At 66.6% G+C, this 26,387-nt stretch carries 24 protein-coding genes; 15 read left to right on the top strand and 9 right to left on the bottom strand.

Annotation, left to right across the window (positions count from 1 at the left end; genetic code table 11):
* Positions 1-22 precede the first annotated feature (22 nt).
* Complete coding sequence (locus ACFX4F_RS17525) at positions 23-1,933, top strand: CocE/NonD family hydrolase (RefSeq protein WP_025878501.1); 1,911 nt, start codon at positions 23-25, stop codon at positions 1,931-1,933.
* Between the two features lie 118 nt (positions 1,934-2,051).
* On the opposite strand, the gene ACFX4F_RS17520 is transcribed toward ACFX4F_RS17525, so the two are convergent.
* Complete coding sequence (locus tag ACFX4F_RS17520) at positions 2,052-2,516, bottom strand: SMI1/KNR4 family protein (RefSeq protein WP_133119649.1); 465 nt, start codon at positions 2,514-2,516, stop codon at positions 2,052-2,054.
* 148 nt (positions 2,517-2,664) lie between these two features.
* Positions 2,665-3,618, bottom strand: a complete 954-nt coding sequence (locus tag ACFX4F_RS17515; protein ID WP_380657485.1) for a helix-turn-helix transcriptional regulator — start codon at positions 3,616-3,618, stop codon at positions 2,665-2,667.
* 389 nt (positions 3,619-4,007) lie between these two features.
* Between ACFX4F_RS17515 and ACFX4F_RS17510 the strand changes: the two genes are divergently transcribed.
* From ACFX4F_RS17510 to ACFX4F_RS17480, 7 genes are all read left to right on the top strand, one after another.
* Entirely contained in the window at positions 4,008-4,766 is a 759-nt protein-coding gene (locus ACFX4F_RS17510; protein WP_380657483.1) for an SDR family NAD(P)-dependent oxidoreductase, read from the top strand.
* A gap of 147 nt (positions 4,767-4,913) precedes the next feature.
* Positions 4,914-5,363, top strand: a complete 450-nt coding sequence (locus ACFX4F_RS17505) for an MgtC/SapB family protein (protein ID WP_380657481.1) — start codon at positions 4,914-4,916, stop codon at positions 5,361-5,363.
* A 176-nt stretch (positions 5,364-5,539) separates the two neighbouring features.
* A complete protein-coding gene (gene lldP, locus ACFX4F_RS17500) occupies positions 5,540-7,198 on the top strand; it encodes an L-lactate permease (RefSeq protein ID WP_380657479.1) in 1,659 nt (552 codons plus the stop codon).
* A 52-nt stretch (positions 7,199-7,250) separates the two neighbouring features.
* The gene (gene lldR, locus ACFX4F_RS17495; protein ID WP_180167350.1) at positions 7,251-8,015 is read left to right on the top strand and encodes a transcriptional regulator LldR; all 765 of its coding nucleotides are present in this window, start codon (positions 7,251-7,253) and stop codon (positions 8,013-8,015) included.
* Positions 8,016-8,019: 4 nt separating this feature from the next.
* The gene (gene lldD / locus ACFX4F_RS17490; protein ID WP_380657477.1) at positions 8,020-9,159 is read left to right on the top strand and encodes an FMN-dependent L-lactate dehydrogenase LldD; all 1,140 of its coding nucleotides are present in this window, start codon (positions 8,020-8,022) and stop codon (positions 9,157-9,159) included.
* Positions 9,156-10,862, top strand: a complete 1,707-nt coding sequence (dld, locus tag ACFX4F_RS17485; protein ID WP_380657475.1) for a D-lactate dehydrogenase — start codon at positions 9,156-9,158, stop codon at positions 10,860-10,862. The genes lldD and dld overlap by 4 nt, the downstream gene beginning before the upstream one ends.
* A gap of 67 nt (positions 10,863-10,929) precedes the next feature.
* Complete coding sequence (locus ACFX4F_RS17480) at positions 10,930-11,802, top strand: hypothetical protein (protein ID WP_380657473.1); 873 nt, start codon at positions 10,930-10,932, stop codon at positions 11,800-11,802.
* Positions 11,803-11,851: 49 nt separating this feature from the next.
* Here ACFX4F_RS17480 and ACFX4F_RS17475 read toward each other — a convergent pair whose 3' ends face one another.
* Entirely contained in the window at positions 11,852-12,145 is a 294-nt protein-coding gene (locus ACFX4F_RS17475; RefSeq protein ID WP_025878511.1) for a hypothetical protein, read from the bottom strand.
* Positions 12,146-12,313: 168 nt separating this feature from the next.
* On the opposite strand from ACFX4F_RS17475, the gene ACFX4F_RS17470 reads away from it, so the two are divergent.
* Positions 12,314-12,976: a decarboxylase gene (locus ACFX4F_RS17470; RefSeq protein ID WP_380657471.1), complete on the top strand. Its 663-nt coding sequence runs from the start codon at positions 12,314-12,316 to the stop codon at positions 12,974-12,976.
* 69 nt (positions 12,977-13,045) lie between these two features.
* Positions 13,046-13,819, top strand: a complete 774-nt coding sequence (locus ACFX4F_RS17465; protein WP_099821531.1) for a CDP-diacylglycerol diphosphatase — start codon at positions 13,046-13,048, stop codon at positions 13,817-13,819.
* On the opposite strand, the gene ACFX4F_RS17460 is transcribed toward ACFX4F_RS17465, so the two are convergent.
* Positions 13,816-14,337, bottom strand: a complete 522-nt coding sequence (locus ACFX4F_RS17460) for a GNAT family N-acetyltransferase (protein ID WP_380657468.1) — start codon at positions 14,335-14,337, stop codon at positions 13,816-13,818. The genes ACFX4F_RS17465 and ACFX4F_RS17460 overlap by 4 nt on opposite strands.
* 303 nt (positions 14,338-14,640) lie before the next feature.
* Between ACFX4F_RS17460 and ACFX4F_RS17455 the strand changes: the two genes are divergently transcribed.
* Entirely contained in the window at positions 14,641-17,367 is a 2,727-nt protein-coding gene (locus ACFX4F_RS17455; RefSeq protein ID WP_380657466.1) for a TonB-dependent receptor domain-containing protein, read from the top strand.
* A gap of 62 nt (positions 17,368-17,429) precedes the next feature.
* On the opposite strand, the gene ACFX4F_RS17450 is transcribed toward ACFX4F_RS17455, so the two are convergent.
* Positions 17,430-18,071 carry a hypothetical protein gene (locus ACFX4F_RS17450; protein ID WP_180167343.1) on the bottom strand — a complete coding sequence of 214 codons (642 nt, stop codon included), beginning with the start codon at positions 18,069-18,071 and terminating at the stop codon, positions 17,430-17,432.
* A 184-nt stretch (positions 18,072-18,255) separates the two neighbouring features.
* Here ACFX4F_RS17450 and ACFX4F_RS17445 point away from each other — a divergent pair, with 184 nt between their 5' ends.
* Entirely contained in the window at positions 18,256-19,416 is a 1,161-nt protein-coding gene (locus tag ACFX4F_RS17445; RefSeq protein ID WP_380657493.1) for an amidohydrolase family protein, read from the top strand.
* Positions 19,417-19,532: 116 nt separating this feature from the next.
* On the opposite strand, the gene ACFX4F_RS17440 is transcribed toward ACFX4F_RS17445, so the two are convergent.
* The 3 genes from ACFX4F_RS17440 to ACFX4F_RS17430 form a co-directional block, all read right to left on the bottom strand.
* Positions 19,533-19,970, bottom strand: coding sequence for a DUF3806 domain-containing protein (locus ACFX4F_RS17440; RefSeq protein ID WP_380657464.1), 438 nt, complete (start codon positions 19,968-19,970; stop codon positions 19,533-19,535).
* A 176-nt stretch (positions 19,971-20,146) separates the two neighbouring features.
* Complete coding sequence (locus tag ACFX4F_RS17435; RefSeq protein WP_380657462.1) at positions 20,147-20,620, bottom strand: DUF3806 domain-containing protein; 474 nt, start codon at positions 20,618-20,620, stop codon at positions 20,147-20,149.
* Positions 20,621-20,781: 161 nt separating this feature from the next.
* Entirely contained in the window at positions 20,782-21,663 is an 882-nt protein-coding gene (locus tag ACFX4F_RS17430; RefSeq protein ID WP_380657460.1) for a LysR substrate-binding domain-containing protein, read from the bottom strand.
* Between the two features lie 94 nt (positions 21,664-21,757).
* On the opposite strand from ACFX4F_RS17430, the gene ACFX4F_RS17425 reads away from it, so the two are divergent.
* Both ACFX4F_RS17425 and ACFX4F_RS17420 read left to right on the top strand, forming a co-directional pair.
* Positions 21,758-22,459, top strand: coding sequence for an ankyrin repeat domain-containing protein (locus ACFX4F_RS17425; RefSeq protein ID WP_380657458.1), 702 nt, complete (start codon positions 21,758-21,760; stop codon positions 22,457-22,459).
* 49 nt (positions 22,460-22,508) lie between these two features.
* Complete coding sequence (locus ACFX4F_RS17420; protein WP_380657456.1) at positions 22,509-23,957, top strand: amidohydrolase family protein; 1,449 nt, start codon at positions 22,509-22,511, stop codon at positions 23,955-23,957.
* 32 nt (positions 23,958-23,989) lie between these two features.
* Here the strand turns inward: ACFX4F_RS17420 and ACFX4F_RS17415 are convergent, their stop codons facing one another.
* Entirely contained in the window at positions 23,990-24,919 is a 930-nt protein-coding gene (locus ACFX4F_RS17415) for a LysR family transcriptional regulator (protein ID WP_099821540.1), read from the bottom strand.
* Positions 24,920-25,012: 93 nt separating this feature from the next.
* Between ACFX4F_RS17415 and ACFX4F_RS17410 the strand changes: the two genes are divergently transcribed.
* Complete coding sequence (locus ACFX4F_RS17410; RefSeq protein ID WP_380657453.1) at positions 25,013-26,209, top strand: MFS transporter; 1,197 nt, start codon at positions 25,013-25,015, stop codon at positions 26,207-26,209.
* The last annotated feature ends 178 nt before the right edge of the window (positions 26,210-26,387 follow it).

Genomic DNA, 26,387 nt, shown 5'->3' with positions numbered 1-26,387 from the left:
TTCCTGCCGGGAGGTGATGTCCATGCGTGTGCGTGCCGTTGCTGTTGCCGTAGCCCTGAGCCTGTCCAGCGCCGTGCTGGCCGCCGACACGCCGCCGATGACCCCGGATATCAGCGGAAAACCCTTCGTCGCTCCCGATGTGGGCCGCGACTACGACAAGCGCGTGGTGATGGTGCCGATGCGCGATGGCACCAAGCTGTATACGGTGATCGTGGTGCCCAAGGGCGCTCACAATGCGCCGATCCTGCTGACCCGCACACCGTACGACGCCGCCGGCCGCGCCAGCCGCAGTGATTCTCCGCGCATGCGCGATCTGCTGCCGCAGGGCGATGAAGTGTTCGTCGATGGCGGCTACATCCGCGTGTTCCAGGATATCCGTGGCAAGTACGGCTCCGAAGGCGATTACGTGATGACCCGGCCGCTGCGCGGGCCGCTGAACGGTACCAAGGTCGATCATTCCACCGATGCGTGGGACACCATCGATTGGCTGGTCAAGCATGTGCCGGAAACCAACGGCAAGGTTGGCATGCTCGGTTCATCGTATGAAGGCTTCACCGTGGTGATGGCACTGACCGATCCACACCCGGCACTGAAGGTGGCCGCGCCGCAGAGCCCGATGGTCGATGGCTGGATGGGTGACGACTGGCTCAACTACGGCGCCTTCCGCCAGGTCAATTTCAACTACTTCGCCATGCAGACCGAGAAGCGCGGCAAGGGCACGCCACTGCCGTCGCTGGGCTACGACGATTACAGCACCTTCCTGCGCATCGGCTCGGCCGGTGACTACGCCCGCTTTACCGGCGTGGACCAGCTGACCTGGTGGAAGAAGCTGGTACAGCACCCCGCATACGATGCGTTCTGGCAGGGCCAGGCGCTGGATGCGGTGATGGCGAAGACGCCGCTGAAGGTGCCGACCATGTGGCTGCAGGGCCTGTGGGACCAGGAGGACATGTGGGGCGCCAACCATGCCTACCAGGCGATGGAAGGACGCGATACCGGCAATACGCACAACTACCTGGTGATGGGGCCGTGGCGGCACAGCCAGGTGAACTATGACGGCAGCCAGCTGGGGGCGCTGAAGTTCGACGGCGATACCGCGCTGCAGTTCCGCCGCGACGTGCTCAAGCCGTTCTTCGACCAGTACTTGGTGGACGGCGCGCCCAAGGCCGATACGCCACCGGTGCTGGTCTACAACACCGGTGAAAACCACTGGGACCGCCTGCAGGGCTGGCCGCGCAGCTGCGAGAAGGCGTGCGCGGCAAACAGCAAGCCGCTGTACCTGCGTGCCGGTGGCAAGCTGGCGTTCCAGGCACCGGCGGCGGGCGAGGGCGACTTCGAGGAATACGTGTCCGACCCGTCCAAGCCGGTGCCGTTCGTGCCGCGCCCGGTGCGCTTCGGCGACCGCGACATGTGGACCACCTGGCTGGTCAAGGACCAGCGCTTCGTCGATGGCCGGCCTGACGTGCTGACCTTCATCACCGAGCCGTTGACCGCACCGCTGCGCATCGGTGGCACGCCGGTGGTGAACCTGCAGGCATCCACCAGTGGCACCGACAGCGATTGGGTGGTGAAGCTGATCGACGTGTATCCGGACCAGGAAGCATCGACGCCGGAGATGGGCGGCTATGAGCTGCCGGTGTCACTGGCGATCTTCCGTGGCCGTTACCGCGAGAGCTTCAGCGATCCCAAGGCGCTGGCGGCCAACCAGGTGCTGCCGTACCGCTTCGACCTGCCCAATGCCAACCACACCTTCCAGAAGGGCCACCGGGTGATGGTGCAGGTGCAGTCCAGCCTGTTCCCGCTGTACGACCGCAATCCGCAGACCTATGTGCCGAACATCTACCTGGCCAAGCCGGGTGATTACCAGAAGGCCACGCAGCGGGTATGGCACAGCGCCGCGCAGGCCAGTTACATCGAGCTGCCGGTGTATTGAGGCGGAGGGGATGACGCCGGGCCATGCCTGGCGTTACCCGGGGGGCGCGTGTGTCGGTAGCGCCGCGCCATGCCCGGCGGCGCGTGGTAGTGCCGGCCGCTGGCCGGCATTCTCACGCTCAAGGGTAAAGGCTGTTGCTGGTCAGCAGCCCGCTGTCGAACATACGAAAAAGTTCGGCAATGGATCTCGCGATGAATTTGCCTTGGCTGATATCCAGATTGCCCAGGTCGAATGAGATTATCTGTCCGCGATTGGACGGGCTGAGATCGAGCGCGATGAGTGCCGATCCACCGTCCGTTCCAATGCCCATCAGGGAGTCGCCAAGGTAACGACGGACCTGGTAGCTGTCGTTGAGCTCGATGATGCTGGCGATGGACCATAGGTCGACATAAACATGAGGGAACAGGCAGCGCCCGCCGTTTGACCAGTGCAGGAGCTGCATGAAGTCCGCGGGAATCGCTGCCTCGGCCCAATGTGCCCGCAGGCTGCGCAGGCCGTCCGTAGGCGCGCCGGCCTCAGGCAGCCATGGGCTTTGAATGCTTCGGATGAAGTCTGGCGTGTGTGGTCGATTCCGGTTGCCCACGTGGATTCCCTGTAGTCATCCTTGCTACGGTTGCGCGGTCCATCTTTGGCGGCAAGAGGCATGCACGACATGCGCAGAGATGTACCGGAAATGCGATCGTTTTCAGCGAGTGTCGACCGAGGTCGACACGTACCAGAGCAGATGGGCTTCAGCCGACCTTCGAAGGGCCGGTGCGCCAGCGGCTGGGCACCAGCCCGAAGCGCTTGCGGAATGCGGCGGCGAAGTTGCTGGGATGACGATAGCCGGTTTCCGCCGCCGCCCGCTCCACGCTCCAGCCGGATTCACGAAGGCCCTGCTCGGCGTGACGCATGCGCTGTTCGTGCAGATAGTCGAATACCGAGCAGCCATACACCTGGACGAAGTGACGGCGCAGCGCGCTGGGGCTCATGCAGGCCAGCTGGGCCAGCTCGACCAGGCTGTGCGCGTGGCCGGGCTCGTCGTGCAGAAAAGCCCGCACGCGTTCCAGCCGGCTGCGCTGTCCGCTGCGCAGCATGCGTGCGCCTTCAACCTGCAGATCATCGGCCTGCAGGCCCACGGTCAGCAGCTGCAGCGCCACACCTTCGCGCCAGAGTGCATCCAGATCGTCCTGCCAAGGGCTTTCGAACAACTGCGCGAGGGTCGGCAGCATCGCGTGCGGGATGGCCCAGTGGCGGCATTCCAGCGGCGCACGCAGTGCCTGTTGCAACGGTGGTTGCTGGAACACATCCGGGTCCATGTCGGCTGGCACCAGCAGGCTGACGCCGCGCAGGCGCGTGTTGCCGGGATGCATGCCCACCGTCGCCATATGGTCGCGGTGGCTGGTGCTGACCGCCGTGCCGGCGCGCAGGGTAAAGCCACTGCGCTGAGGGACCTGCACATCGACCTGGCCCTGCAGCATCAGCCGGATGACCAGACCCGGCCGCTCATGCGCGGTGGCGGTGTAAGCGAAGCGATTGTGCACGTCGGACGCGATCAGGCTCATGCCGCCGCGCAGGGTCTGCTCGTGCAGGTCACCGTGGCCGGCCCACTGTTCTTCGCGCAGGTGGCGGGGATCGGCGCGGTAGTCATAGCCATGGCGCTGGCCAAAGCGGCGGAAATCGGCAAACGTGAAATATCGGGACATCGCTCGGCGCTCAACAATAAAAGACGGGTGCCGGCGACGATGTGCCCGCACGTTCCATCGTGCACCTGCAGCGCGGATCGGTCCTGCGCTTTCAGAGTTGGAATTAGCTACCTGTCATTTTCTCGATCCCCAGCCCGAATGCGATATCGAGTGGGTCAATCGATTTGCAATTACGGCCAAGTTGCCGGTTGCGTTGCAATGCGTGTGCGTACGGTGATCGATCCGTGCGCGACCGCATGCCAATGCCGAACGCGGGCTGTACGAAGGACATTCGCTGGAAAGAAACCTGTGCAGGGGAGACGCGGGGCAGCGCATTCGTCACAGACAAAGGCGTACTGTGGATTCGGACGAATGTGTCCGTATCGATTTATCCCTGATGGAGACCACAGATGATTGATTACCAGCTCAACGGAAAAACCGCGATCGTGACCGGCGGTGTTTCCGGTATCGGCCTGGCGGTAGCGGAGACGCTCGCTGCATCGGCTGCGCGTATTTCGGTATGGGACCTGAAGCAGGAAGCGGTGGATGCAACAGTGGCCGCGCTGCGCAGCCAGGGTGCCGAGGCCATCGGCATCGCGCTGGATGTCACCGACGAGGCTGCGGTGGAAGCGGCGGCGCAGCGCACGGTGAAGGAACTGGGCGGCGTGCACATCGCAGTGAACAATGCGGGCATCGGCGGGCCCGCGGCCAGCAGTGGCGACTACCCGATCGATGGCTGGAAACGCGTGGTGGATGTGAACCTGACCAGCGTGTTCCTGTGCCAGCGGGCGCAGATCCAGGCGATGCGTGCGGCGGGCAGTGGTGGCAGCATCATCAACATGGCCTCCATTCTGGGCCAGGTGGGCTATGCCGGCTCGACCGCCTACGCGGCCGCCAAACATGGTGTGGTCGGCCTGACCCAGACGGCTGCATGGGAGCATGCCGCCGATGGCATCCGCATCAATGCGGTGGGCCCGGGCTTCATCAACACGCCGTTGCTTGAAAAGATGGACGCCAAGGTGCGTGCAACGCTGGAGGGGCGGCATGCGCTCAAGCGTTTGGGAACACCGCAGGAAGTGGCCGCGCTGGTGGCCTGGCTGGCCAGCGATGATGCCTCGTTCGCGACAGGTGCGTACTACGCCATCGATGGTGGCTATCTGGCGCAGTAACCGGGCGCAACACGGGTGCGCATGGTGATGATCACTGGATCCACGCCATGCCTGGATGAATCCGCGCGGTGAAGAGGGCGTGCCATCGCCTTCACCGCCGTCCCACGGCCGCCGCGCAACGCTCCGGGAAACTTCCGGAGCCTCTCCATGGAACTCACCCAGGACATGTCCATTCTGCTGCGCGTGGCCGCTGCCATGGTCTTTGGCGGCGTGCTGGGCGTAGAGCGCGAGATGGGCAAGCACGCTGCCGGCCTGCGCACGCACATGCTGATCGCCGGTGCTGCTGCGCTGATCGTCGGGCTCGGTGACTCGGTGGCCGAACACTTCCAGCAGGAGCGCTACCGCGATCTGCTGCAGGTCGACCCGGTGCGCTTTATCGAAGCGGTGGTGGCCTGCGTCGGTTTCGTCGCCGCTGGCACCATCCTGCGTGGCAATCGCGAGGACCAGGTCAGCGGCCTCACCACGGCCAGCTCCTTGATCATGGCGGCGGCCATCGGCATTGCCGTGGGCATCGGCAAGTACGTGATCGCACTCGGGGTCAGCGTGCTGTGCGTACTGGTGCTCGCGCTGATCCGGCGGGTGGAGAAGAAACTGTAAGTCAAAATGGTACGACCAATAATCTCGTATAGCCCTATGGTCTAATAGGCTCTTCGCAGGTTTGGCGGTTCAATTCGCGCCTGTGGTCCGTCCACTGGTCAAATCGGTACGACCAATGATGACGGGCACGACGCCCCCACCCGGTGGGGAACCTCCTGTTCCTGTCGAGAGCCCTCATGCAGCCCTGGCAACACGTGTACGACCCCGCTGGCAACCTGTGGTTGTCGAGCCTGATCGCGCTGCTGCCGATCGCCTTCTTCTTCGTTGCCCTGGCCGTGCTGCGCATGAAGGGCTGGATCGCCGGCACCATCACCGTGGCCATCGCGCTTGCCGTGGCACTGCTGTTCTATCGCATGCCGGTGGCGCAGGCGCTGGGCGCGGCGGGCTTCGGCTTCGTCTATGGCCTGTGGCCGATTGCCTGGATCATCATCGGCGCGGTGTTCCTGTACAAGGTCTCGGTCAAGACCGGCCAGTTCGACATCATCCGCGCCTCGATCCTGTCGGTCACCGAGGACCAGCGGTTGCAGATGCTGATGGTCGGCTTCGCCTTCGGTGCCTTCCTGGAAGGTGCAGCCGGGTTCGGTGCGCCGGTGGCGATCACCGCCGCGCTGCTGGTCGGGCTGGGCTTCAAGCCGCTGTATGCCGCCGGCCTGTGCCTGATCGTCAACACCGCGCCGGTAGCGTTCGGTGCGATGGGCATTCCGATCATCGTGGCAGGGCAGGTGACTGGCCTGGATGCCTTCGAGATCGGCCAGATGGCGGGCCGCCAGCTGCCGTTCCTGACCATCATCGTGCTGTTCTGGATCATGGCGATCATGGATGGCTGGCGTGGCATCAAGGAAACCTGGCCGGCGGTGCTGGTGGCCGGCGGCTCGTTCGCCATCGCCCAGTACCTGACCTCCAACTTCATCGGCCCGGAACTGCCGGACATCACCGCGTCGCTGGCGTCGCTGGTCTGCCTGACCCTGTTCCTGCGCCGCTGGAAGCCGGTGCGGATCTTCCGCTTCGATACCGAAACCAGCGCCGAGGCGGCCGCACCAGCACTGGAAGCGCCGCGCCATAGCGTCGGCCAGATCGCCAAGGCGTGGTCGCCGTTCCTGATCCTCACCGCGATGGTCACCGTGTGGAGCATCAAGCCGTTCAAGTCGCTGTTCGCAGCCGGTGGGCCGTTGGAAGGCTGGGTGCTGAAGATCCCGGTGCCGGGCCTGGACCAGCTGGTGCAGAAGATGCCGCCGATCGTCGAAGCGCCGCTGAGCTATGAGGCGGTGTACAAGTTCGACTGGTTCTCGGCCACCGGTACCTCGATCATCCTCGCTGCGGTGATTGCGATCATCGCCCTGCGCATGCCGGCGCGCTCGGCGCTGCAGACCTTCGGTGAAACCGTGCGCGAACTGCGTATGCCGGTCTTCTCGATCGGCATGGTGCTGGCGTTCGCCTTCATCGCCAACTATTCGGGCCTGTCGGCCACGTTGGCGCTGGCACTGGCGCACACCGGCAAGGCGTTCCCGTTCTTCTCGCCGTTCCTGGGCTGGCTGGGCGTGTTCCTGACCGGTTCGGATACCTCGTCCAATGCGCTGTTCTCGGCGCTGCAGGCGACCACCGCGCAGCAGATCGGCGTGTCCGACGTGCTGCTGGTAGCGGCCAACACCACCGGCGGCGTCACCGGCAAGATGATCTCGCCGCAGTCCATTGCCATTGCCTGTGCAGCGGTGGGCCTGGCCGGCAAGGAGTCGGACCTGTTCCGCTTCACCGTCAAGCACAGCCTGATCTTCACCACGATGGTCGGCCTGATCACCCTGGCCCAGGCCTACTGGCTGACCTGGATGATTCCCTGAGCATGCAGCGCCGGCCGACCAACAGCGGCGTGCTTCGGGCCACAATGGCGCCATGAGCACACAACGGGTTTCGGACAAGGTGGCCGCGCAGCTGCGTGCGCTGGTGCAGGAACGGCAGCTGCAGCCGGGCGACAGGCTGCCGGCCGAGCGCACGCTGGCGGTTCAGCTGGGGGTCTCGCGCACCGCGCTGCGCGAGGCCATTGCACAGTTGGCCAGCCACGGTCTGCTGACCGCGCGCGTGGGGGGTGGCACCTATGTGAGCGAGCCCGCCGCACGGGCACGGCAGGCACTGGATGAACCCCTGGTGCCGTACCTGCCGCTGTTCCAGGGCGACCCGGAATACCGCTTCGACGTGCTGGAAATCCGCCATGCACTGGAAGGCGCCACGGCCTGGCACGCGGCGCTGCGCGCCACCGACGAGGACCGCGCGCGCATCGCGCAGGCGTTCCAGACCATGATGGACGCGCATGGCAAGGATGATCCAACCGGTGAAGCCGAAGCCGATGCGGCCTTCCACCTGTCCATCGCCGAGGCCTCGCACAATCTGGTGCTGCTGCAGGTGATGCGCGGGTTGTTCGAGCTGCTGCAGACCAACATCTCGCAGAGCCGGGAAAAGCTGTACACCTCGGCCAGAACCTTCTCGCCGCTGTCCGACCAGCACCGCGAAATGATGGATGCGGTGCTGGCCGGCGACCCCGAACGTGCGCGCGCCGCCGCACATGCCCACCTCGAGTTCGTGCACACCACGCTGCGAACCCTCGACGACAACGAAGCCCGGCGTGCGCGGGCCTCGCGCCTGCCTTCCCCACACGGTTGACCCCATGATCATTTCCGCCTCCACCGATTACCGTGCCGCAGCCGAACGTCGGCTGCCGCCGTTCCTGTTCCACTACATCGATGGTGGCGCGTATGCCGAGCACACGCTGAAGCGCAACGTGTCCGACCTGTCCGACATTGCGCTGCGCCAGCGCATCCTGCGCAACATGTCCGACCTGAGCCTGGAAACCGAGCTGTTCGGCGAGAAGCTGGCGATGCCGGTGGCGCTGGCCCCGGTCGGCCTGACCGGCATGTATGCCCGTCGCGGTGAAGTGCAGGCGGCGCGCGCGGCCGACAGTCGCGGTATCCCGTTCACGCTGTCCACGGTGTCGGTGTGCCCGATCGAAGAAGTCGCGCCAGCAATCCGGCGCCCGATGTGGTTCCAGCTGTACGTGCTGCGCGATCGCGGCTTCATGCGCAATGCGCTGGAGCGCGCGCTGGCGGCGGGTGTGACCACCCTGGTGTTCACGGTCGACATGCCGGTGCCGGGCGCGCGTTATCGTGACGCGCACTCGGGCATGAGTGGTCCGAATGCTGCAATGCGTCGCATCGGCCAGGCCATCACCCATCCGCGCTGGGCGTGGGACGTGGGCCTGCGCGGACGCCCGCATGACCTCGGCAACATCTCCACCTATCGCGGCAACCCGACCGGGCTGGAGGACTACATCGGCTGGCTGGGCAGCAACTTCGATCCGTCCATTTCGTGGAAGGACCTGGAGTGGATCCGCGAATTCTGGAAGGGCCCGATGGTGATCAAGGGCATCCTCGATGCCGACGATGCGCGTGATGCGGTCGCCTTCGGCGCCGATGGCATCGTGGTCTCCAACCATGGCGGTCGCCAGCTGGATGGTGTGCTGTCCACCGCACGCGCCTTGCCAGCCATTGCCGATGCGGTGCAGGGCGATCTGAAGATCCTTGCCGATTCCGGCATCCGCACCGGCCTGGACGTGGTGCGCATGCTGGCGCTGGGCGCTGATACCGTGCTGCTGGGTCGCGCCTTCGTCTACGCGCTTGCCGCGCAGGGCGAGGCCGGCGTGGCCAACCTGCTGGACCTGATCGCCAAGGAAATGCGCGTGGCGATGACCCTGACCGGCGCGCACCGCATTGCCGATATCGGCCGTGATTCGCTGGTGCGCCTGCCATGAGTGATCGCAACACGGTGCTGGCGCAGTTGCGCGCGGCGGTGGGGGACCGCCACGTACTGACCGGCGACAAGGCCACCCGCCGCTTCCGTCGCGGCTATCGCTTCGGCGACGGCCCGGTGCTGGCGGTGGTGCGCCCGGGTACGCTGCTGCAGCTGTGGCAGGTGCTGCAGGCGGCGGTGCAGGGCGGCGCGGCGATCATCCTGCAGGCAGCCAACACCGGCCTGACCGGCGGTTCCACCCCGGATGGCGATGACTACGGCCGGCCGATCGTGCTGGTCAGTACCCTGCGCCTGACCGGCATCCAGCTGTTGAACGAAGGCCGCCAGGTGCTGTGCCTGCCCGGCGCCACGCTGGACCGCCTGGAGCAGACGCTGGCACCGCTCGGCCGTGAGCCGCACTCGGTGATCGGCTCGTCCTGCATCGGCGCCTCGGTGCTGGGCGGCATCTGCAACAACTCCGGTGGCGCACTGGTGCGCCGTGGCCCTGCCTACACCGAGCTGGCGCTGTATGCACAGGTTGATGCACAGGGCGAACTGCAACTGGTCAACCATCTGGGCATCGCGCTGGGCGATACGCCCGAGCAGATCCTGCAACGCCTGCAGGACGGTGACTACCGCGCTGCAGACGTCAGCAATGGGGATGGCCGTGCCGCCTCCGATCCGCGTTACGCCGAGGAAGTGCGCAAGGTCGATGCCGATACCCCTGCACGCTTCAATGCCGATCCCAGCCGTCATTTCGAGGCAGCCGGATCTGCCGGCAAGCTGGCCGTGTTCGCCGTGCGCCTGGATACCTTCGAGAAGGAGGCCGCCGAGGTCTTCTATATCGGCAGCAACCGCACCGACAGCCTGACCGCGATCCGCCGCCAGCTGCTGACCGGCTTCGAGCGCCTGCCGATCGCCGGTGAATACATCCACCGCGATGCCTATGACATCGGCGAGCGTTATGGCAAGGACAGTTTCCTGCTGATCGACAAGCTCGGCACCGCACGCGTGCCGGCTGCGTTCGCGCTGAAGAGCCGGGTCGATGGCTGGTTCGAACGGCTCGGCCTGCGCGGTGTCACCGACCGGGTGATGCAGGCGCTGACCGGTCTGCTGCCTTCGCACCTGCCCAAGCGCATGGGCGAGTTCCGCCAGCGTTATGAACATCATCTTCTGCTGAAGGTTTCCGCACAGGATGCGGCCGCCACCGAGGCGTGGCTGCGCAGCTTCTTCAACGGCCATGAAGGCGGTTACTTCCACTGCACGGCCGACGAAGGACGCAAGGCGTTCCTGCATCGCTTCGCCGTGGCCGGTGCAGCGGTGCGCTACCGCGAAGTGCACCGCGAACAGGTGCAGGACATCGTCGCGCTGGACATCGCGCTGCGCCGCGATGATGCCGACTGGTTCGAGCAGCTGCCGGCAGACATCGACGGCCGCCTGTTGCACAAGCTGTACTACGGCCACTTCCTGTGCCACGTGTTCCACCAGGACTACATCGCTCGCAAGGGTGAAGACCCGATGGCCATCGAGCATGCGATGTGGGCGTTGCTGGACCAGCGCGGTGCCGAGTACCCGGCCGAGCACAACGTCGGCCACCTGTATCCGGCCAAGCCGGCGCTGGCCGGCTTCTACCGCACGCTGGACCCGAGCAATACCTTCAACCCCGGCATCGGCCAGACGTCGAAGGCGAAAGGGTGGGGTAGCTGCGACTGCGACGGGCACTGAGCCGCGACGTGGCGCCTGCGCTACCATCGGTCCCTCGCAAGGACGTGCCGGTGCGCACAGGATGATCATGAATTCCACGCGTATTGCTTACGTCGTGCTGTCTGCACTGCTGCTGGCATCGTCGCTGCCGGCAGCGGCGGACGTCGCACCCGTCCAACGGGATGCCGCCGGCAACCGGCTGGAAGCGCTATTGCTGCAGGGCGAGCAGGGCGCGGACGACCCCGAGCGCTACTGCACTGCCGACGGCCAGTGGTGCGTGCGCGCGCTGCCCGCAACGGGCGAAGAACAACCGGCGGTGCTGGAAGTTGCCGAGCGCGCAGGTGATGAAGCCGAGCCCCGCATGCGCCACGTGCCCATCGAGGTAGTTGACGACGGCGACCTGCGGGTCTGGCCCTTCATCGTGCGTCTGGCCCCCGGGGCGGGCGCAGGCCAGGCCGTGGCCGATCCGCAAGTGGCGGCACTGCAGAACGTGCTCGTTGGCGGTCTGGTGGAGGCCCGCGCGATGTACTCCGGCGGCGGTGCCGGCGCATCGACCCTGCAGCTGGCGCGCATCCGACATCTCGATGAAGGCATCCAGGTGGACGCCGACGTGCTGTCCGTTGCGTTGTCGGCCAACAAGATGATCCGGGCCTGTTTCAGTGAGCGCGATTTCGATCAGCGCGCCGGTGCCTGCCACGACGAGTACAGTTTCGATGCTGAACTTGCGTTGGCAACCGAGGGGCAGGACATGCCCGTGCTGCGCTACCGGACCGAGGCCAGCAACTATCCGGCCGGGGTATCACCGCAGCGGTACTCGCTGGCCAAGGGACGGTTGAGGAAGAAGGATCTGCGCACCGAACAGGACGCGGAATGCAGCTACACGCGTACCTTCCGCTTCACCTCAGGGGCTTACCAACCGGATCAGCCGCTGCCGGAGTGTTCGGGCTACACCGAGCCCTGAGCCATGGAGCCGGGCAGGGGCCCGGCTCTGTGCGACGACGCTGGCGCGTTTACTCGCAGCGGGTGGCGGTGATGATGTTGTCCTTGTCCACGAACACGCGCAGGCGGTCCTGGCGGATGTCCTTGGTGGTGATGGTGGCCGGGCCGATGGGATTGACCATGCCGGCGCCGCTTTCGCTGGACAGGCGGCGGATGTTCGGCTCGTTGGCCGGCTGGCCGATGGCCCAGCCCAGCTGGCTGGCATCGCAGCGGCCACTGCCCTTGACCTCCGGGCCGGGAGTGCTGACACAGGCCGACAGCAACAAGGCCGAGGCGGGCAGCAACAGAGTCAGGCGGATGGTCATGCGGGCGCTCCTGCGCAGGGGATTGGCGGCACGATAGCACTGACCGCGCGAAACCCGGCAGCGTTCGGGTCATTGCCCGCGCGGCCGCTGCACTGCATAGTGGCCGGCGTTGCCGGCAGCGTGCCGGCGGGCAGGCCGGGCCAGTCCGGTGCAGGTGTTGGGTCCAGTATGACGGCAGGCAGTTTGTGTGGCAGGCAGAACGCAGTGAAGGCGGTGGCTGTGCTGTCGCTGCTTTGCATGGCAGTGACCGCCTTGGCCGTCGAACCGGTCGCAGCGCCCGCCGCCGAAGCGCCGGTGTTCGGTGGCTGGCGCAACCTGCAGACCGAAGCGGGTTACCAGCCGGCGCAGCGCAACCTGGCGTTCGCGCTGCTGCCGCAGGCTGCCACCCGTGGTGATCGCTTCGCCATCCTCGACCGCGAAGGCAAGCGCACGGTGTGCTGCCTGCAGGTGGCCAGCGAGTCGCTGGGTGTTGCCGCGCTGCGCGAGCAGTACCACCTGCCGCAGGCCGGGGTGACCGATCTGAGCAATGGCCGCAGCCCGGCGCGACCGTACCTGCCGCATGTCTATGCGATGCAGCGGGTGGATGAACTGGCCGACTATGCGTTCACCGATGTTGCCGGTGCCTACAGCGATCTGGGCGGGCTGCTGCTGCCCGACGCTGCCGTGCTGGCCGCCGACGGCAGCGAGGTGCGCCTGGGCGAGGTCCATTACCGCCTGCAGTTCCACCGCCAGCCGCTGGCCGATGATGATGGCGCACTGGACCGCTACACCCTGCAGCTGCTGCCTGCGGGCGCCCCGGTCGTGGTTGAAGTGCCTTTCGGCACCTACTGATTGCCACATCCCACTGGCTAGAATGGCGCGCGGCGCTGAATGTCGCGCCTGATCCCGTGAGTTGTTGCCGTGCGATTCCTGCTGCTGCCCCTGATCTTGCTGGCCGGTTGTGCCAGCGTGCCCCCCGCGCCGCCGCCGGCCCATTCGGATGCGCTGTGGCGCCTGATCGAGCGCGACTGCCAGGGTTCGCAGTCGCCTCGGGGTGACTGCCTGCAGGTGCGCCCGGCAGCCGACCACCGCGATGTGCTGGTCAAGGACGCGCACGGCCACTATCAGTTCCTGCTGATGCCGCTGGACAAGGTCAGCGGCATCGAAAGCCCCGCGCTGTACCGACGTGGTGCACCCAATTATTTCGCTGCCGCCTGGCAGGCGCGCGGGCGCACCGAGCAGGCGCTGGGCCAGCCGTTGCCGCGCAGCGTTGCCAGCCTGGCATTGAATTCGCCGCATGGCCGTTCGCAGCACCAGCTGCACATCCACGTCGACTGCCTGCGCGCCGATGTGCTGCGTGCGCTGGAAGACCACCGTGCGACCCTCGGTACGCAGTGGGCACCCCTGCCGGTGCTGCTGCGCGGCCATCAGTACCAGGCGCGGCTGCTGCCCGGCGAAGCGTTGACCGCCAATCCGCTCAACCTGCTGGCCTACGGGCTGAGCGGTGTGGACAAGGTTGGCCAATGGAGCCTGCTGGTGGCGGGACACGAGGACGCGCACGGCGCGCCCGGATTCATTCTGCTGGCCACGCAGCTGGACCCTGACAGTGGCAACGACGCCAGCGCCGAGGAGCTGCAGGACCATGCCTGCAGCGTGTTGACCGGCGCGGATGCTGCGCTGGAGCGGGTGCGCTAGCTTTCCGCTGACCGCCGCTGCAGCCAGGCAGGGGCGGTCAGCGCGTACAGCCGGCGGTCCTGCCAGCCCTCGTCATCCAGATGATGGTCGCGCAGCAGGCCTTCGTGCTCGAAGCCGACGGCCTGCAGGGTGGCGACCACTTCGCTGCCCGTATCGGGTGGCAGCAGGACGAACAAGCGACGGATTCCCACCTGTTCGAACAGGAACGTGCACAGCGCCTGCAACGACGGGTGCAGCTGGCGTTGCTGCGGGCAGCCTCCGGCATGCAGCCAGTACAGCTCGACACTGCGGGCATGTGCGCACTGCAGGCGCAGGCTGAGCTGGTCCAGCAGCTCGCCTTCGACGTCGAACGCGCCGAGCTGCAGATGGTCGTTGTCGTGTTGCAGTTGCGATCGCTGCACAGCGCAGAGGAAGCGGGCCTCGGCATCGAAGTGGGCGGGCAGGTTGCACGCGCGCTCGACCTGCCGATAATGGCGGCGCCAGGCGACGAGGTCCGAGCGCTGCAGAGGTCGCAGCACGACGGGCCCGTGCTGAAGCAGCAGGAGATGACGGCGCAGTACGGGCCGCAGCGGTGGCAGGGAAGCAGGGAAATACCGGTTCATGGCGTGGGACGATGCCGCACTTGGGTGAACGGGGACAATGAAAGAAGTTGCAAACGCGGTGGTGCCGCTGCCTGCGGTCTGATTCGGTTCAGGCATAAGGCCATCAGGGCTGGTCATTTCCGTTGCAACCATCCGTTCAGGACACTTTCGTTACGGGATCGTTATGCGCGCACCGTCGCCAGCGCCCCGGACCACCCGCCCAACTCCCCCAGGAAGCCCATGTCCGCCTCTTCCCTGGCGCTGCGCCCGCGTCCGCTGGTGCTTGCCTTGTCGTCCCTGATGCTGGCCTCGTTGCCGGCCTTCGCGCAGGAAAGCGCACCCACCTCATTGCAGGAAGTGAAGGTCACCGGCTCGCGCATCCCGCGTGCCAGCGTCGAGGGGCCGTCACCGGTCACGGTGATCAGCCGCGAGCAGATCGATGCGCAGGGCTACCGCAACGCCTTCGATGCGTTGAGCGCGCTCACTGAAAACACCGGTAACGTGCAGGGCGAGGACTTCGGCAATACCTTCACCCCGGCGGCGAACACCATCAACCTGCGTGGGCTGGGCCCGAACCGCACGCTGGTGCTGGTCAACGGCCGCCGCCAGGCCGACTATCCGCTGGCCTACGAAGGCTCGGTGAACGTGGTCAACCTGGCCAACATCCCCAGTGCGCTGATCGAGCGCATCGAGGTGCTGGCCGCCGGTGCATCGGCGGTGTACGGCTCCGATGCCATCGCCGGCGTCGTCAACATCATCCTCAAGGACCGTTTCGACGGCGTGGACGTCAACGTGCGTGCCGGCGGGACCCAGCAGGGCGGTGGCGACAACCAGCGCGTGCAGGTGGTGGGCGGCAGCTCGGGCGAGCGCTGGGAGGGCCTGTTCGGCTTCGAACTGGACGTGCGCAAGGCGATCCATGCGCGGCAGCGCGACTTCATGGATTCGCTGGACGATGATCCCACCGGCAAGGCGCCGCAGCCGACGGCCGTCGCCTATCGTCGCAACGCCGCCACCGGTCGCAACATCGATCCCGGCGCGGCCGGCTGCGATGCCGCTTCGGCCATCTACGGTGGCAGCGTGCTGCGCACCAACAACCCGCGCCAGGGATGGTACTGCGGCAGCAACGAAGCCGCTGCCAGCTACTGGACCGTGCAGACCGAGAAGCGCAACCTCAACGGCTACGGCCTGCTGACGTTCCACGTCAACGACAGCACCGACCTGTTCGCCGATGTCGCCGTGGGCAGCGCACGGATCCACAACAACACGCGTGCACCCACCTGGACCTCGTCACGCAACTACTTCTACAACCAGAACACGGGCAACCTGGAGAGCTGGTACCGCCGCTTCGCGCCGGAGGAGATCGGCGGCCTGCCGCGCAACGCCAATCGCTTCCTGGAAAACTCGTGGTCGTTCAATGTTGGTGCGCGTGGCCAGTTCGGTGACAGCGGCTGGGACTACGAAGCGGTCTACAGCCGCTCGCGGTACGAGAACCGCACGCGCCGCCCGGTGCTGCTGGCCGGTATCAACGAGTATCTGCTGGGTCCGCAGCTAGGGGTGCGCAACGGCGTGGAGGTCTACGCACCGGATCCGTCGCGCCTGTTCCGGCCGCTGACGTCCGATGAGTACGGTCGCCTGTCCGACTACCAGGAAAGCCGCAACGCGGCGTGGCTGCAGACCTTCAGCGCGACGGTCAACGGTCGCCTGTTCGCATTGCCGGGTGGCGATGCCGCGTTGGCCGCAGTGGTCGAAGCGGGCAGCCAGGGCTACCGCAATCGTCCGGACCCGCGCCTGGGCACCGGTGAATTCTGGAACACCAGCGCCGGCATCGGTGCCGGTGGCGAACGTGACCGCTATGCGGCCGGTGTTGAACTGCAGCTGCCGTTGCTGCAGTCGCTGACCACCACCCTGGCAGGTCGCTACGACCAGTACCGCGCCGGTGGCGAGCATCTCGGCAAGGCGACCTGGAGCTTCGGTGTCGAATTCCGTCCGATCGAAAGCCTGCTGATCCGCGGCACCGCCGCCACCAGCTTCCGTGCGCCGGACATGAACTATGTGTTCGCCACCGAGACCCGTGGCTACAACCCGGGCATGACCGACTACTGGCGCTGCCGCACCGCCGGCCAGTCGTATGACAACTGCGACTACAACGGCCTGTCGATCGACTACAGCAACCGCGCCAATCCGCAGCTGCAGCCGGAGTCGGCCAAATCGTATGGCTTCGGCGTGGTCTGGTCGCCGCTGTCCGGGCTGGATTTCAGCGCCGACTACTACGACATCCGCATCGACAACGAGGTGACCAGCCTCGACACCAGCCGCATCCTGCGCGATGAGGCCGACTGCCGGCTGGGTCGCACCCTCGGCGGCGAGGCGCGCGACATCGGTTCGCCGCTGTGCCAGGACGCGCTGTCGCGGGTGATCCGCAATCCCTCCACTGCCACCGTGCAGCCGGACCAGGTGACCCGCGTGTTGATCAATCCGATCAATGCGGCATCGGAATCGGTGCGTGGCGTCGACCTGAAGGGCAACTGGCGCTTCGATGCGGGCCGCTATGGCCGCTTCACCACGCGTCTGGCCTACACCCTGGTGCTGGAGCACGAGTACAGGCAGTTTGCCGATGACGAAGTGCGCGACATCCGCAATTCGCTGGATGACTGGCAGTGGCGCAGCAAGGCCAATGGCAGCATCAGCTGGAACCAGGGCGACTGGACCGCGACGATCTATGGCAACCGTTATGGCTCGTTGCCCAAGAGCGATGGCAGTGGCCGCATCGCGCCGTACATGACCTACAACGCCAGTGTGTTCCGCCAGTTCGGCGAGAACCTGACACTGGGCGTGATCGTCAACAACCTGCGCGACAGCCGGCCGCCGGCGGACAGGAATGGCGGTGGCTGGCCGTTCTATCCGGTCGGCAACTACGACCCCTATGGCCGTCAGTTCTGGGTGGAGCTGGATTACCGGTTCCGTTGATCGAAACGCAAAACGAAAGGCCCGGCATTGCCGGGCCTTTCTCCATTCAGCTCATTGCTGGATCAGGGCAGTGCCTGCACCAGGTACGACTCGATGACGTAGCTGAAAGGCTGCCGCTGGCGGTCACGGAGCAGGGCGCGCACTTCCAGGATGACGCCATGGTCGCCTTCACCGCGTGGCGGCCAGAACGTCTGGTCGGTGAGGGTCTGGCGCTGGAAGCCGAGCGGACCGACCACACGGCCAAATGGCTCGTCGGTGGTGTCGAGCACCTGGTTCATGGCCGCGCTGAGGTGATCGGGCAGGTACCAGTTGTCGGCCTCCGACAGCACCCGGCTGCCGCAGGCCAGCTGCACACGGCGGTAACGCAGGGGCGTGGAGGCATTGGCGCCCAGGGCCTGCAGCACGTCGGCCGGCGCAGGCTTGTCCTGGCCATGTACGCGCACGGCGCGGACCCGGGCCTGCTCGGCCAGGCCGTGCTCGGCACACCAGCTTTCCAGGGTGGCGGTGGCGCTCTGACCGGCCAGCACGCGCTGATGCAGCACCTCGACCAGCGCAGCCGAGGCGATCCGCTGCTGGCCTGGCGGCGCCTGCAGGGGCGCGCTGGCGTTGGCATCGGTGGCGGACAGGCTGGCGATCGGGGCGGCGGCCAACAGGGACGCGGCCTGCCAGCGGCGAAGACGATCGTGGCGGTCGGACGGGCCCATGCGGCATCACAGCGGAAACAGGCGCCCATGTTACCCGTTCAGGCGTGCATCCGGCGTCCCTGCGGCGCAGGGTCGCGGGCGGGATTCATCGTGCCGGTGAATGCATGGCATGCAGATATTTCGTTGGCCGATGGCAGCGGCGGCGGGCAGGATGGCGCCAGTGTTGGCTTTCCGAGAGATCCAGATGACCCTGCAGTTCGTCCATGGTGGCGTCGATCGCGACGGTACCCCCCTGCATTTCCACGTCCGTGATGGCCGTTTTGTCGGCATCAACGGCGACGACACGGCAGCAGAGGGAGCCCAAAGCGTCGACCTGACCGGCTTTACCGTTCTGCCGGGACTGGTCGACGGCCATATCCATCTGGACAAGAGCTTCGTCGGCGACCGCTGGCATCCGCACCGGCCGGTGAACAGCCTGCGTGAGCGGCTGGCGGTGGAAAAGACCGCGATAGCCGCCGCTGCACCGATGGCGGACCGTGCCGAGGCGCTGATCCGCCAGTGCAGCGGCTTCGGTACGGTGGCGATGCGTTGCCACGTCGACATCGATGGCAGCACCGGCCTGCGCCACCTGCAGGCGGTACGCGAGGCCGCGCTGCGCTGTGCCGACATCATGCGCATCCAGCTGGTGGCATTCCCGCAGGCGGGCGTGATGTCGTGCCCGGGTACAGCGGCGGTGCTGGAACAGGCGATCGCCGCAGGGGTGGAAGTACTGGGTGGCATCGACCCGAGCACGCTGGACGGGGATGCCGAAGGCCAGCTGGCGTTGTTGTTCGGGCTGGCCGAGCGCTATGGCGTACGCCTGGACATCCACCTGCACGAGCCGGGCGAGACCGGGCTGGCGCAGCTGCTGCGGATCGCGGCGCGCACGCGCGCGTCGGGCCTGCAGGGCAGGGTGGCAGTCAGTCATGCCTATGCGCTGGGCGAGGTGCCATTGGCACGCGCGCTGCAGGTCGGCGAGGCGTTGGCTGCCGCAGGCGTAGCGATCATGAGCAATGCGCCGGGCGACCATCCGTTCCCGCCGCTGCGCGCCCTGCACGACGCAGGAGTGCGCGTGTTCGCGGGCAACGACAACATCCGCGATTGCTGGTGGCCGTACGGCAACGGCGACCTGCTGCAGCGGGCGATGCTGCTGGGCTATCGGTCGGGCTTCTACACCGATGCGGACCTGATGCTGGCGTTGGACATGGTCACCACCCACGCGGCGGCGGTGATCGGGTTGCCGCAGCACGGCATTGCAGATGGTCTTCCGGCCACCTTCGTGGCGGTACGTGCCGACCATGGTCCGGCTGCGGTGGCAGGGGTGCCGGTGGAGCGCCGCGTGGTGGTCGACGGTCGCTGGCTGTAGATCCATTCCATGCGTGGATGGAACCATCGCGCGGTCACGTTCATCCACGCATGGCGTGGATCTACCCATCACGCCGCGCCAACCCCTTGTAGTGCCGAGCCATGCTCGGCAGCCCTTCAGGCGTAATCGTCGGCGCGGGTGGCGACGAACTCCTCCAACCACGCCAGCAGATGGGCGATGTCGATCGTCTCGCCCTGCTCGACGCGTTTGAGCAGCAGCGTGCTGACTCCGATCTGCAGGCTGCTGTCGGCATAGCGCAGCACCGCGTCGATGCCCCAGGCGTCAGTGACCTGCATCCAGGCCAGGCCCGGCACGCGCTGGGCCAGCGTGTCGCCGAACGCCACGCCCAGCGCCTCCCAGCCATCGCAGTCGTCACGATCGATCAGCTCCGCATCGACTACGCGCTGCAGCGTGGGGGCCCCCAGCGGCCACTGCACGGGCAGGGTGGGGAAGCCGGCGGCTACGCGAGCGGCGATCAGCGAACGCTGGTGCTGCAGATGCGCTTGCAGCGCAGCGGGCAGGGGATCGAAGCGGGTGGGGATTTCGTCGGACATGGCATGGCGCCGTGGGGCACGGAAACAACGGGCACTATAGCCGGCGATGTAGTGCCTTAGCGCGGCAGGTCTGATCAGATATCAATGATCAATGCGCGAACTCTGATTGCTCCCGCAGGTGCAGCATCAAGGTCCGCATACGTCATTCTGCGCGGCTCAATTGTCCGCTCATGGGCTCAGCTGGACTTGAGCGCTTGCTGGATGACGAGTTCCTCAAGGGCTTCAAGCAGATGGTTGATCTCGATGGTCTCGCCTTCTTCGACGCGCTTGATCAACATGGTGACGGCGCTGACGATGCTATTGGCCTCTCCATAGCGGAGAACCGCATCGACGCCCCAGGCATCGGTTACCTGGGTCCAGGCAAGTTCCGGTACACGCTGTGCCAGACAGTCACCGAATGCGACCCCCAGTGCTTCCCAACCGTCACAATCATCGTGATCGATCAGTTCTGCATCGACGACGCGTTGCAGCGTGCTTGGCAGCAGCGGCCATTGAGCAGGCACGGTGGGGAACGCAGATGCGACCTGGGCAGCAACCTTTGCACGCTGCTGTTGCATGTGCGCGATGAGTGCAGGTGGCAGCGGATCGAACCGTATGTCGGCTTCGTCCTTCGGAGCAGGGGTCAAAGTAACTTGGTACTTGTTGGTCATAGGCGGGGCAATCCGGAGAAGACGTTCACTACCCTATCGCCCAGGCTTTGGATAGGCCACCAGTGGGCCTTTTGCGACAAGCGTGTACCGGCTGGCGCTCCAGCGCCTTTTCGGATGCCGGAGGGCCGTTTCCATCCACGCATGGCGTGGATCTACTGTTGTCAGTCCGGTTCGCGTTGCACTTGGCGCCACAGTTCGCTGGCCAGCGCACGCACCGCATCATCGGCATCGGCACGATGCAGCAGGCCGATCTCGTAGTTGTCGACCACCGGCAGGTCGCGCTGGCCATCGATGATGCGGTGTTCGCGGTTGACCGCGCGACGTGGCAGCAGGCTGATGCCGATGCCGTCCGCCACCGCGCCCTGGATGCCGCTCAGCGAGGAACTGGTGAACGCGATGCGCCAGCGCAGGCCCAGTGCCTCGACGGCCTGGATCATCTCGTCGCGGTACAGCCCACGCGGCGGGAACGTGACCAGCGGCAGCGGGTCCTGCTGCAGGCTGCTGCTGCGCAGGCTGTCGATCCAGTGCATCGGCTCGCGGCGGCAACGCACGGCCTGGCGAGTGTTGCGACGCTGCTTGACCAGCACCAGGTCCAGCTCGCCATGGTCAAAGCCGTGGGCCAGATCACGACTGAGGCCGCTGCTGATTTCCAGCTTGACCTGCGGGTGGCGGCGGCTGAAGGCGGCGAGCATGCGCGTGGTCTGTGCGTTGACGAAGTCCTCCGGCACACCGATGCGCACTGCGGTCTCCACGGTGGCACCGGCCAATGCCTGGGCCAGCTCCTCGTTCAGATCGAGCATGCGCCGGGCATAGCCCAGCAGGGTGTGCCCGGCATCGGTGGGATGCACGTCGCGGTGGCCGCGCTCGAGCAGGCGGTGACCGGCGAGTTCCTCCAGGCGGCGAACCTTCTGGCTGACCGTGGACTGGGTCGAATGCAGGCGGGTGGCCGCGGTGGTGAAGCTGCCGCAGTCGGCGACCATCACCAGGGCCCGCAGCAGGTCCAGTTCGAACACTGTTCTATTCGATTTGGCACTGTCTTGCATTTGAACATTTCACTTCTGGATACCCGTGCCGACTTCTACCATGCAGGGCAGGGGCCGGCAATGGCCGGCGCCATCGCGCATGAGGAGAGTCACGATGCACCACCTTCGCTCCCGGCAGCGTCGTTCGGCAGTGGCTCGCATGCTGTTGATGTGCCTGCTGGTCATGGTGATCCCGGCGTGCACGGCGACTTCCAGCAGCGACGCTGATGCGCAATTGCGCGATGCCGCCAGCCGCGGCGACGCCGAGGCCGTGCGCGAGTCACTGGACGCGGGTGCCGATCTGGAAGCCCGTGACGGCCAGGGCCGCACGGCCCTGCTGCTGGCCACCCACGGCAACAACGTGGACGCGGCGCGCGAGCTGATCGAGGCCGGCGCCGACGTCAATGCCAAGGACGCGATGCAGGACAGCGCCTACCTGTACGCTGGCGCACGCGGCCTGGACGAGATCCTGGCGCTGACCCTGGCGCACGGTGCAGACCTGCGCAGCACCAACCGCTATGGCGGTACCGCGCTGATTCCTGCTGCCGAACGCGGTCATGTCGCTACCGTGCGTACGCTGCTGCGCGCCGGCGTGGCCGTGGACCATGTCAATCGCCTGCACTGGACTGCGCTGCTGGAGGCGATCCTGCTCGGCGATGGTGGTTCGCGCCACGTGCAGATCGTGCAGCTGCTGCTGGACGCCGGTGCCAACCCCGAGCTTGCCGATGGCGACGGCGTAACGCCGCTGGCGCATGCCCGGCAACGCGGCTACACCCACATCGAAACATTGCTGCGCCAGCACGGCGCGACACGCTGACACTCGCCCCTTCCACCCGCACGCTGCCGTGCCCACCAGGATGCTCTCCATGTTCCGTTCCCATCCGTTGTCCCTTGCCGTCCTTCTTGCGGTTGCACCGCTGTCGGCGTCTGCCGCCGAGCGCGCCGATCTGCTGATCCGCAACGCCACCGTGGTCGATGTCGAGCACGCACGCAGCGTGCCCGGGCAGAGCGTGGTCATCCGTGGCGAGGACATCGTCGCGGTCGGTCCCGATGCGCAGGTGCGCAGCCAGTGGAGCAGCAGCCGCCAGATCGACGCCAAGGGCAAGTACCTGATTCCCGGCCTGTGGGACATGCACGTGCATTTCGGTGGCGGCCCGGCGCTGGTGGAAGAGAACAAGGCGCTGCTGCCGCTGTACATCGCCCACGGCATCACCACGATCCGTGACTGCTCCGGCGATCTGCCGCAGCAGGTACTGCAGTGGCGCGGCGAAATTGCCAACGGCACGCTGTTCGGTCCGCGCCTGCTGACGTCGGGTGCGAAGATCGAAGGCATCAAGCCGGTCTGGAAGGGCACGATCGAGGTGGGCAGCAAGGCCGACGCGGACAAGGCGATCGAACGCCTGCAGCACGACAAGGTCGATTTCGTGAAGATCACCGACAGCACGCTGACCCCGGAACTGTTCCTGTACTCGGCCAGTGCCGCGCGCAAGGCGGGGTTCAAGGCCTCAGGCCATATTCCGATGGCGTTGACGGTGGAACAGGCAGTTGACGCAGGCCTGGCCTCGATCGAGCATCTGGACTATGCCTTCAAGGCGGGCAGCAAGGATGAAGCGCAGATTGCCGCCGATTTTGGCGCTGGGCGCATCGACCGCGCCGAGGCCAACCGCCGCCTCGACGCCAGCTTCGATCGCGAAACCGCGCTGCACGCCTATCGTGATTTCGCCAAGCGCGGCGTATTCGTGACGCCGACGCTCAATGGCGGCCGCATCCTCGACTTCCTCGACCAGGACGACCACGCCAACGATCCGTATCTGGCCTACATCGGCCCGGGCCTGCGCGCGACGTACGCCTGGCGCGTGGAGCGCGCGGCCAAGGCGACGCCGGCGCAGATCGAGGCGCGCCATGCGCAGTACCACCAGGTGGCCGCAGTGCTGCCGCTGCTGCAGGAAGCGGGGGTGACGATCATTGCCGGCACCGATGCGGGCTTCCTCAACTCGTTCAACTACCCGGGTGTCGGCCTGCACCAGGAATTGCAGCTGTTCGTGAAGGAAGGCCTGAGCGCACCGCAGGCGCTGTCCGCCGCGACCCGCTCCGGCCCGGCCTGGTTCGGCCAGATGCAGCGCTATGGCGGTGTCGCCACGGGCAAGGCGGCCGATCTGGTGCTGCTGACCGCCAATCCGCTGCAGGACATCGCCGCCACCGAAAAGATCGACAGTGTGATCCTGCGCGGCGATGTGTACGATCGCGCGGCGCTGGACAGGATGCTGGCCGACACCAAGGCCAAGGTCGCTGGCTGGAATGCCGCGGCGAAGTAGAACCACGCCCGCGTTGATGTCGCCGGCAGCGCCTAGCGTGGCGCCGGCCGCATGCCATGCAGTTGTGGCAGCGCGGCTTTCATCGCGTCGATGAAGGCGCGCAGGCGCAGGGGTTGCTGTCGTGCGGCAGGGAACACCAGATGCACCGGCAGCGGCGGTGCCTGCCAGTCCGGCAGCAGCTGCACCAATCGCCCTTCGGCCAGGTCGTCGGCCACCAGCCAGGCCGAAACCACCGCCGCGCCCAATCCAGCACGTGCGGCCTGCTGCACCACGAACAGGTTGTCGCTGAGCAGGCGTGGCGTGATGGACAGCGTGTGTGCGCGGCCTTGCGCGTCGTGCAGCAGCAGACGTTCGCGGTAGTAGGTGACCAGCGAGATCCATGGCAATGCCTGCGCCTGCTCGGGCGTGGTGATCGAACCCGCGTCGGCCAGCGAGGGTGCGGCTACGACGATGCGCGGTACTTCGGCCAGCGGCAGGGCGACCATGCGCGGTTCGTCGACCGTGCCGACCCGCACCGCGCAGTCGATGCCTTCGGCGATGAAGTCCGGGCGGCGGTCCTCAAGGATCCACTCCAGGCTCAACTGTGGATGCTGGGCGAGGAAATCGAGCATGGTCGGCAGCAGCTGCGCCTGGCCGAATGCATGCGGCACCATCACCCGCAGGCGACCGCTGAGCATCTGGGCCTGGCCGTGCAGCTCGGCCTGCAGCGCTTCCCATTCGTCCACTACCCGCTGCGCATGGCGTTGGCAGCGCTGGCCGTCCTCGGTCAGCAGCAGGCCGTGGGTGGACCGCTGCAGCAGGCGCAGGCCCAGTTGCCGCTCCAGTGCTTGCAGCCGACGGCTGACGGTGGGCTGGGTGGTGCCCAGCTGCAGGGCAGCAGCAGAAAGGCTGCCGCTGTCCACGATACGCAGGAAGGTACGCAGCAGATCCAGGCGGTCGCCACCCGAGGCAAGGTCGTTCATGCGTATGACGTATGGCAAGTATGTGGCTGAGCCTACTACAGACGCACTGCGAATATCGGCACGCTACGCTCCACTTCTTTCCCGGATGCCCCCATGTCCACTCCCTCGCTCTCAACCATCACCACTGCGCCCAGCGCCGCGCCCGCCCCATCACTGGTACTGGCCATGGCCGCCGGTGCGGGCTTCTCGGTGGCCTCGCTCTACTACAGCCAGCCGATGCTGGGCCTGATCGCCCAGGATCTGGGTGCCGGCGAGCGCGCCGTGGGCCTGGTGCCGACCCTGACCCAGCTGGGCTATGCGCTGGGCATCCTGCTGCTGGCTCCGCTGGGCGACCGCTTCGACCGGCGCAACCTGATCCTGCTGAAGTCGGTTTTGCTGGCGTTGGCCCTGGGGGCGGCGGCCTTGGCCGGCCAGTTGCCGGGGCTGCTTGTTGCCAGCCTGCTGGTCGGGCTGATGGCCACGCTGGCGCAGGACATCGTGCCGGCCGCCGCGGTGCTGGCACCGGATGCGCAGCGTGGGCAGGTGGTGGGCCGGGTGATGACGGGCCTGCTGCTGGGCATCCTGCTGTCGCGCGTGGTCAGCGGCGTGGTGGCCGAAGCCTGGGGCTGGCGCGTGCAGTTCGGCCTGGCGGCTCTCTCGGTGCTGGCGATGGGCGCGGTGATGGCACGGGCACTGCCACACTTCGCCGCGACCAGCACGCTGCGCTACCCCGCGCTGTTGGGCTCGTTGCTGGCGCTCTGGCGCGAGCAGCCGCAGTTGCGCCGCGCCGTGGCCAGCCAGTCGCTGCTGGCGGCGGGCTTCAGTGCGTTCTGGTCGACGCTGGCGCTGATGCTGCATGCACGGCTGGGTCTGGGCAGTGCCGCTGCGGGTGCGTTCGGCATTGCCGGTGCTGCGGGTGCATTGGCTGCGCCCGTTGCGGGCCGCTTCGCCGATCGCTTGGGCAGCCCTGCGGTAGCGCGGTTGGCGATCGCCGTCGCGCTGGCAGGCTTTGCCCTGTTGCTGGCCGAGTCATGGCTGCCGGCCGCTGCGCTGCTGCCGTTGCTGGTGGTCAGCGCGTTGCTGTTCGATTTCGGTTTCCAGTCGGCGCTGGTCGCGCACCAGACTCTGGTCTACGGTCTGGTGCCGCCGGCACGCAGTCGCCTCAACGCGCTGCTGTTCACCGGCATGTTCATCGGCATGGCCGGCGGTGGCGCACTGGGCAGCTTGGCGTTGGCGCAGTGGGGGTGGCAGGGCGTGGCGTGGCTGGCGACGATCTGTGCTGGTGGCAGCCTGCTGATCCGCCTGCGTTGAGGGGGTGTTCGGCAGGGCTGCGCCCTGCACCTGCAGAGGCCACTGCGCAAGCAACAGCAACAGCGTGCGTGCATTCCGTGGGAGGGCGTGGCGGTGTCGGATTGCGGGGACGCCGCAAGTACGTCCCTGTAGGCTTGGCCGCGCCATCCATGGCGCGGACACCCCGCAATCCGACACC

The sequence above is a fragment of the Stenotrophomonas sp. YIM B13575 genome (genome assembly GCF_042787595.1).
In the GTDB taxonomy this organism is placed as follows: Bacteria; Pseudomonadota; Gammaproteobacteria; order Xanthomonadales; family Xanthomonadaceae; genus Stenotrophomonas; species Stenotrophomonas lactitubi_B.
Note: the sequence above shows the minus strand (reverse complement) of the source record. Positions and strands in the feature narration are given on the sequence as shown.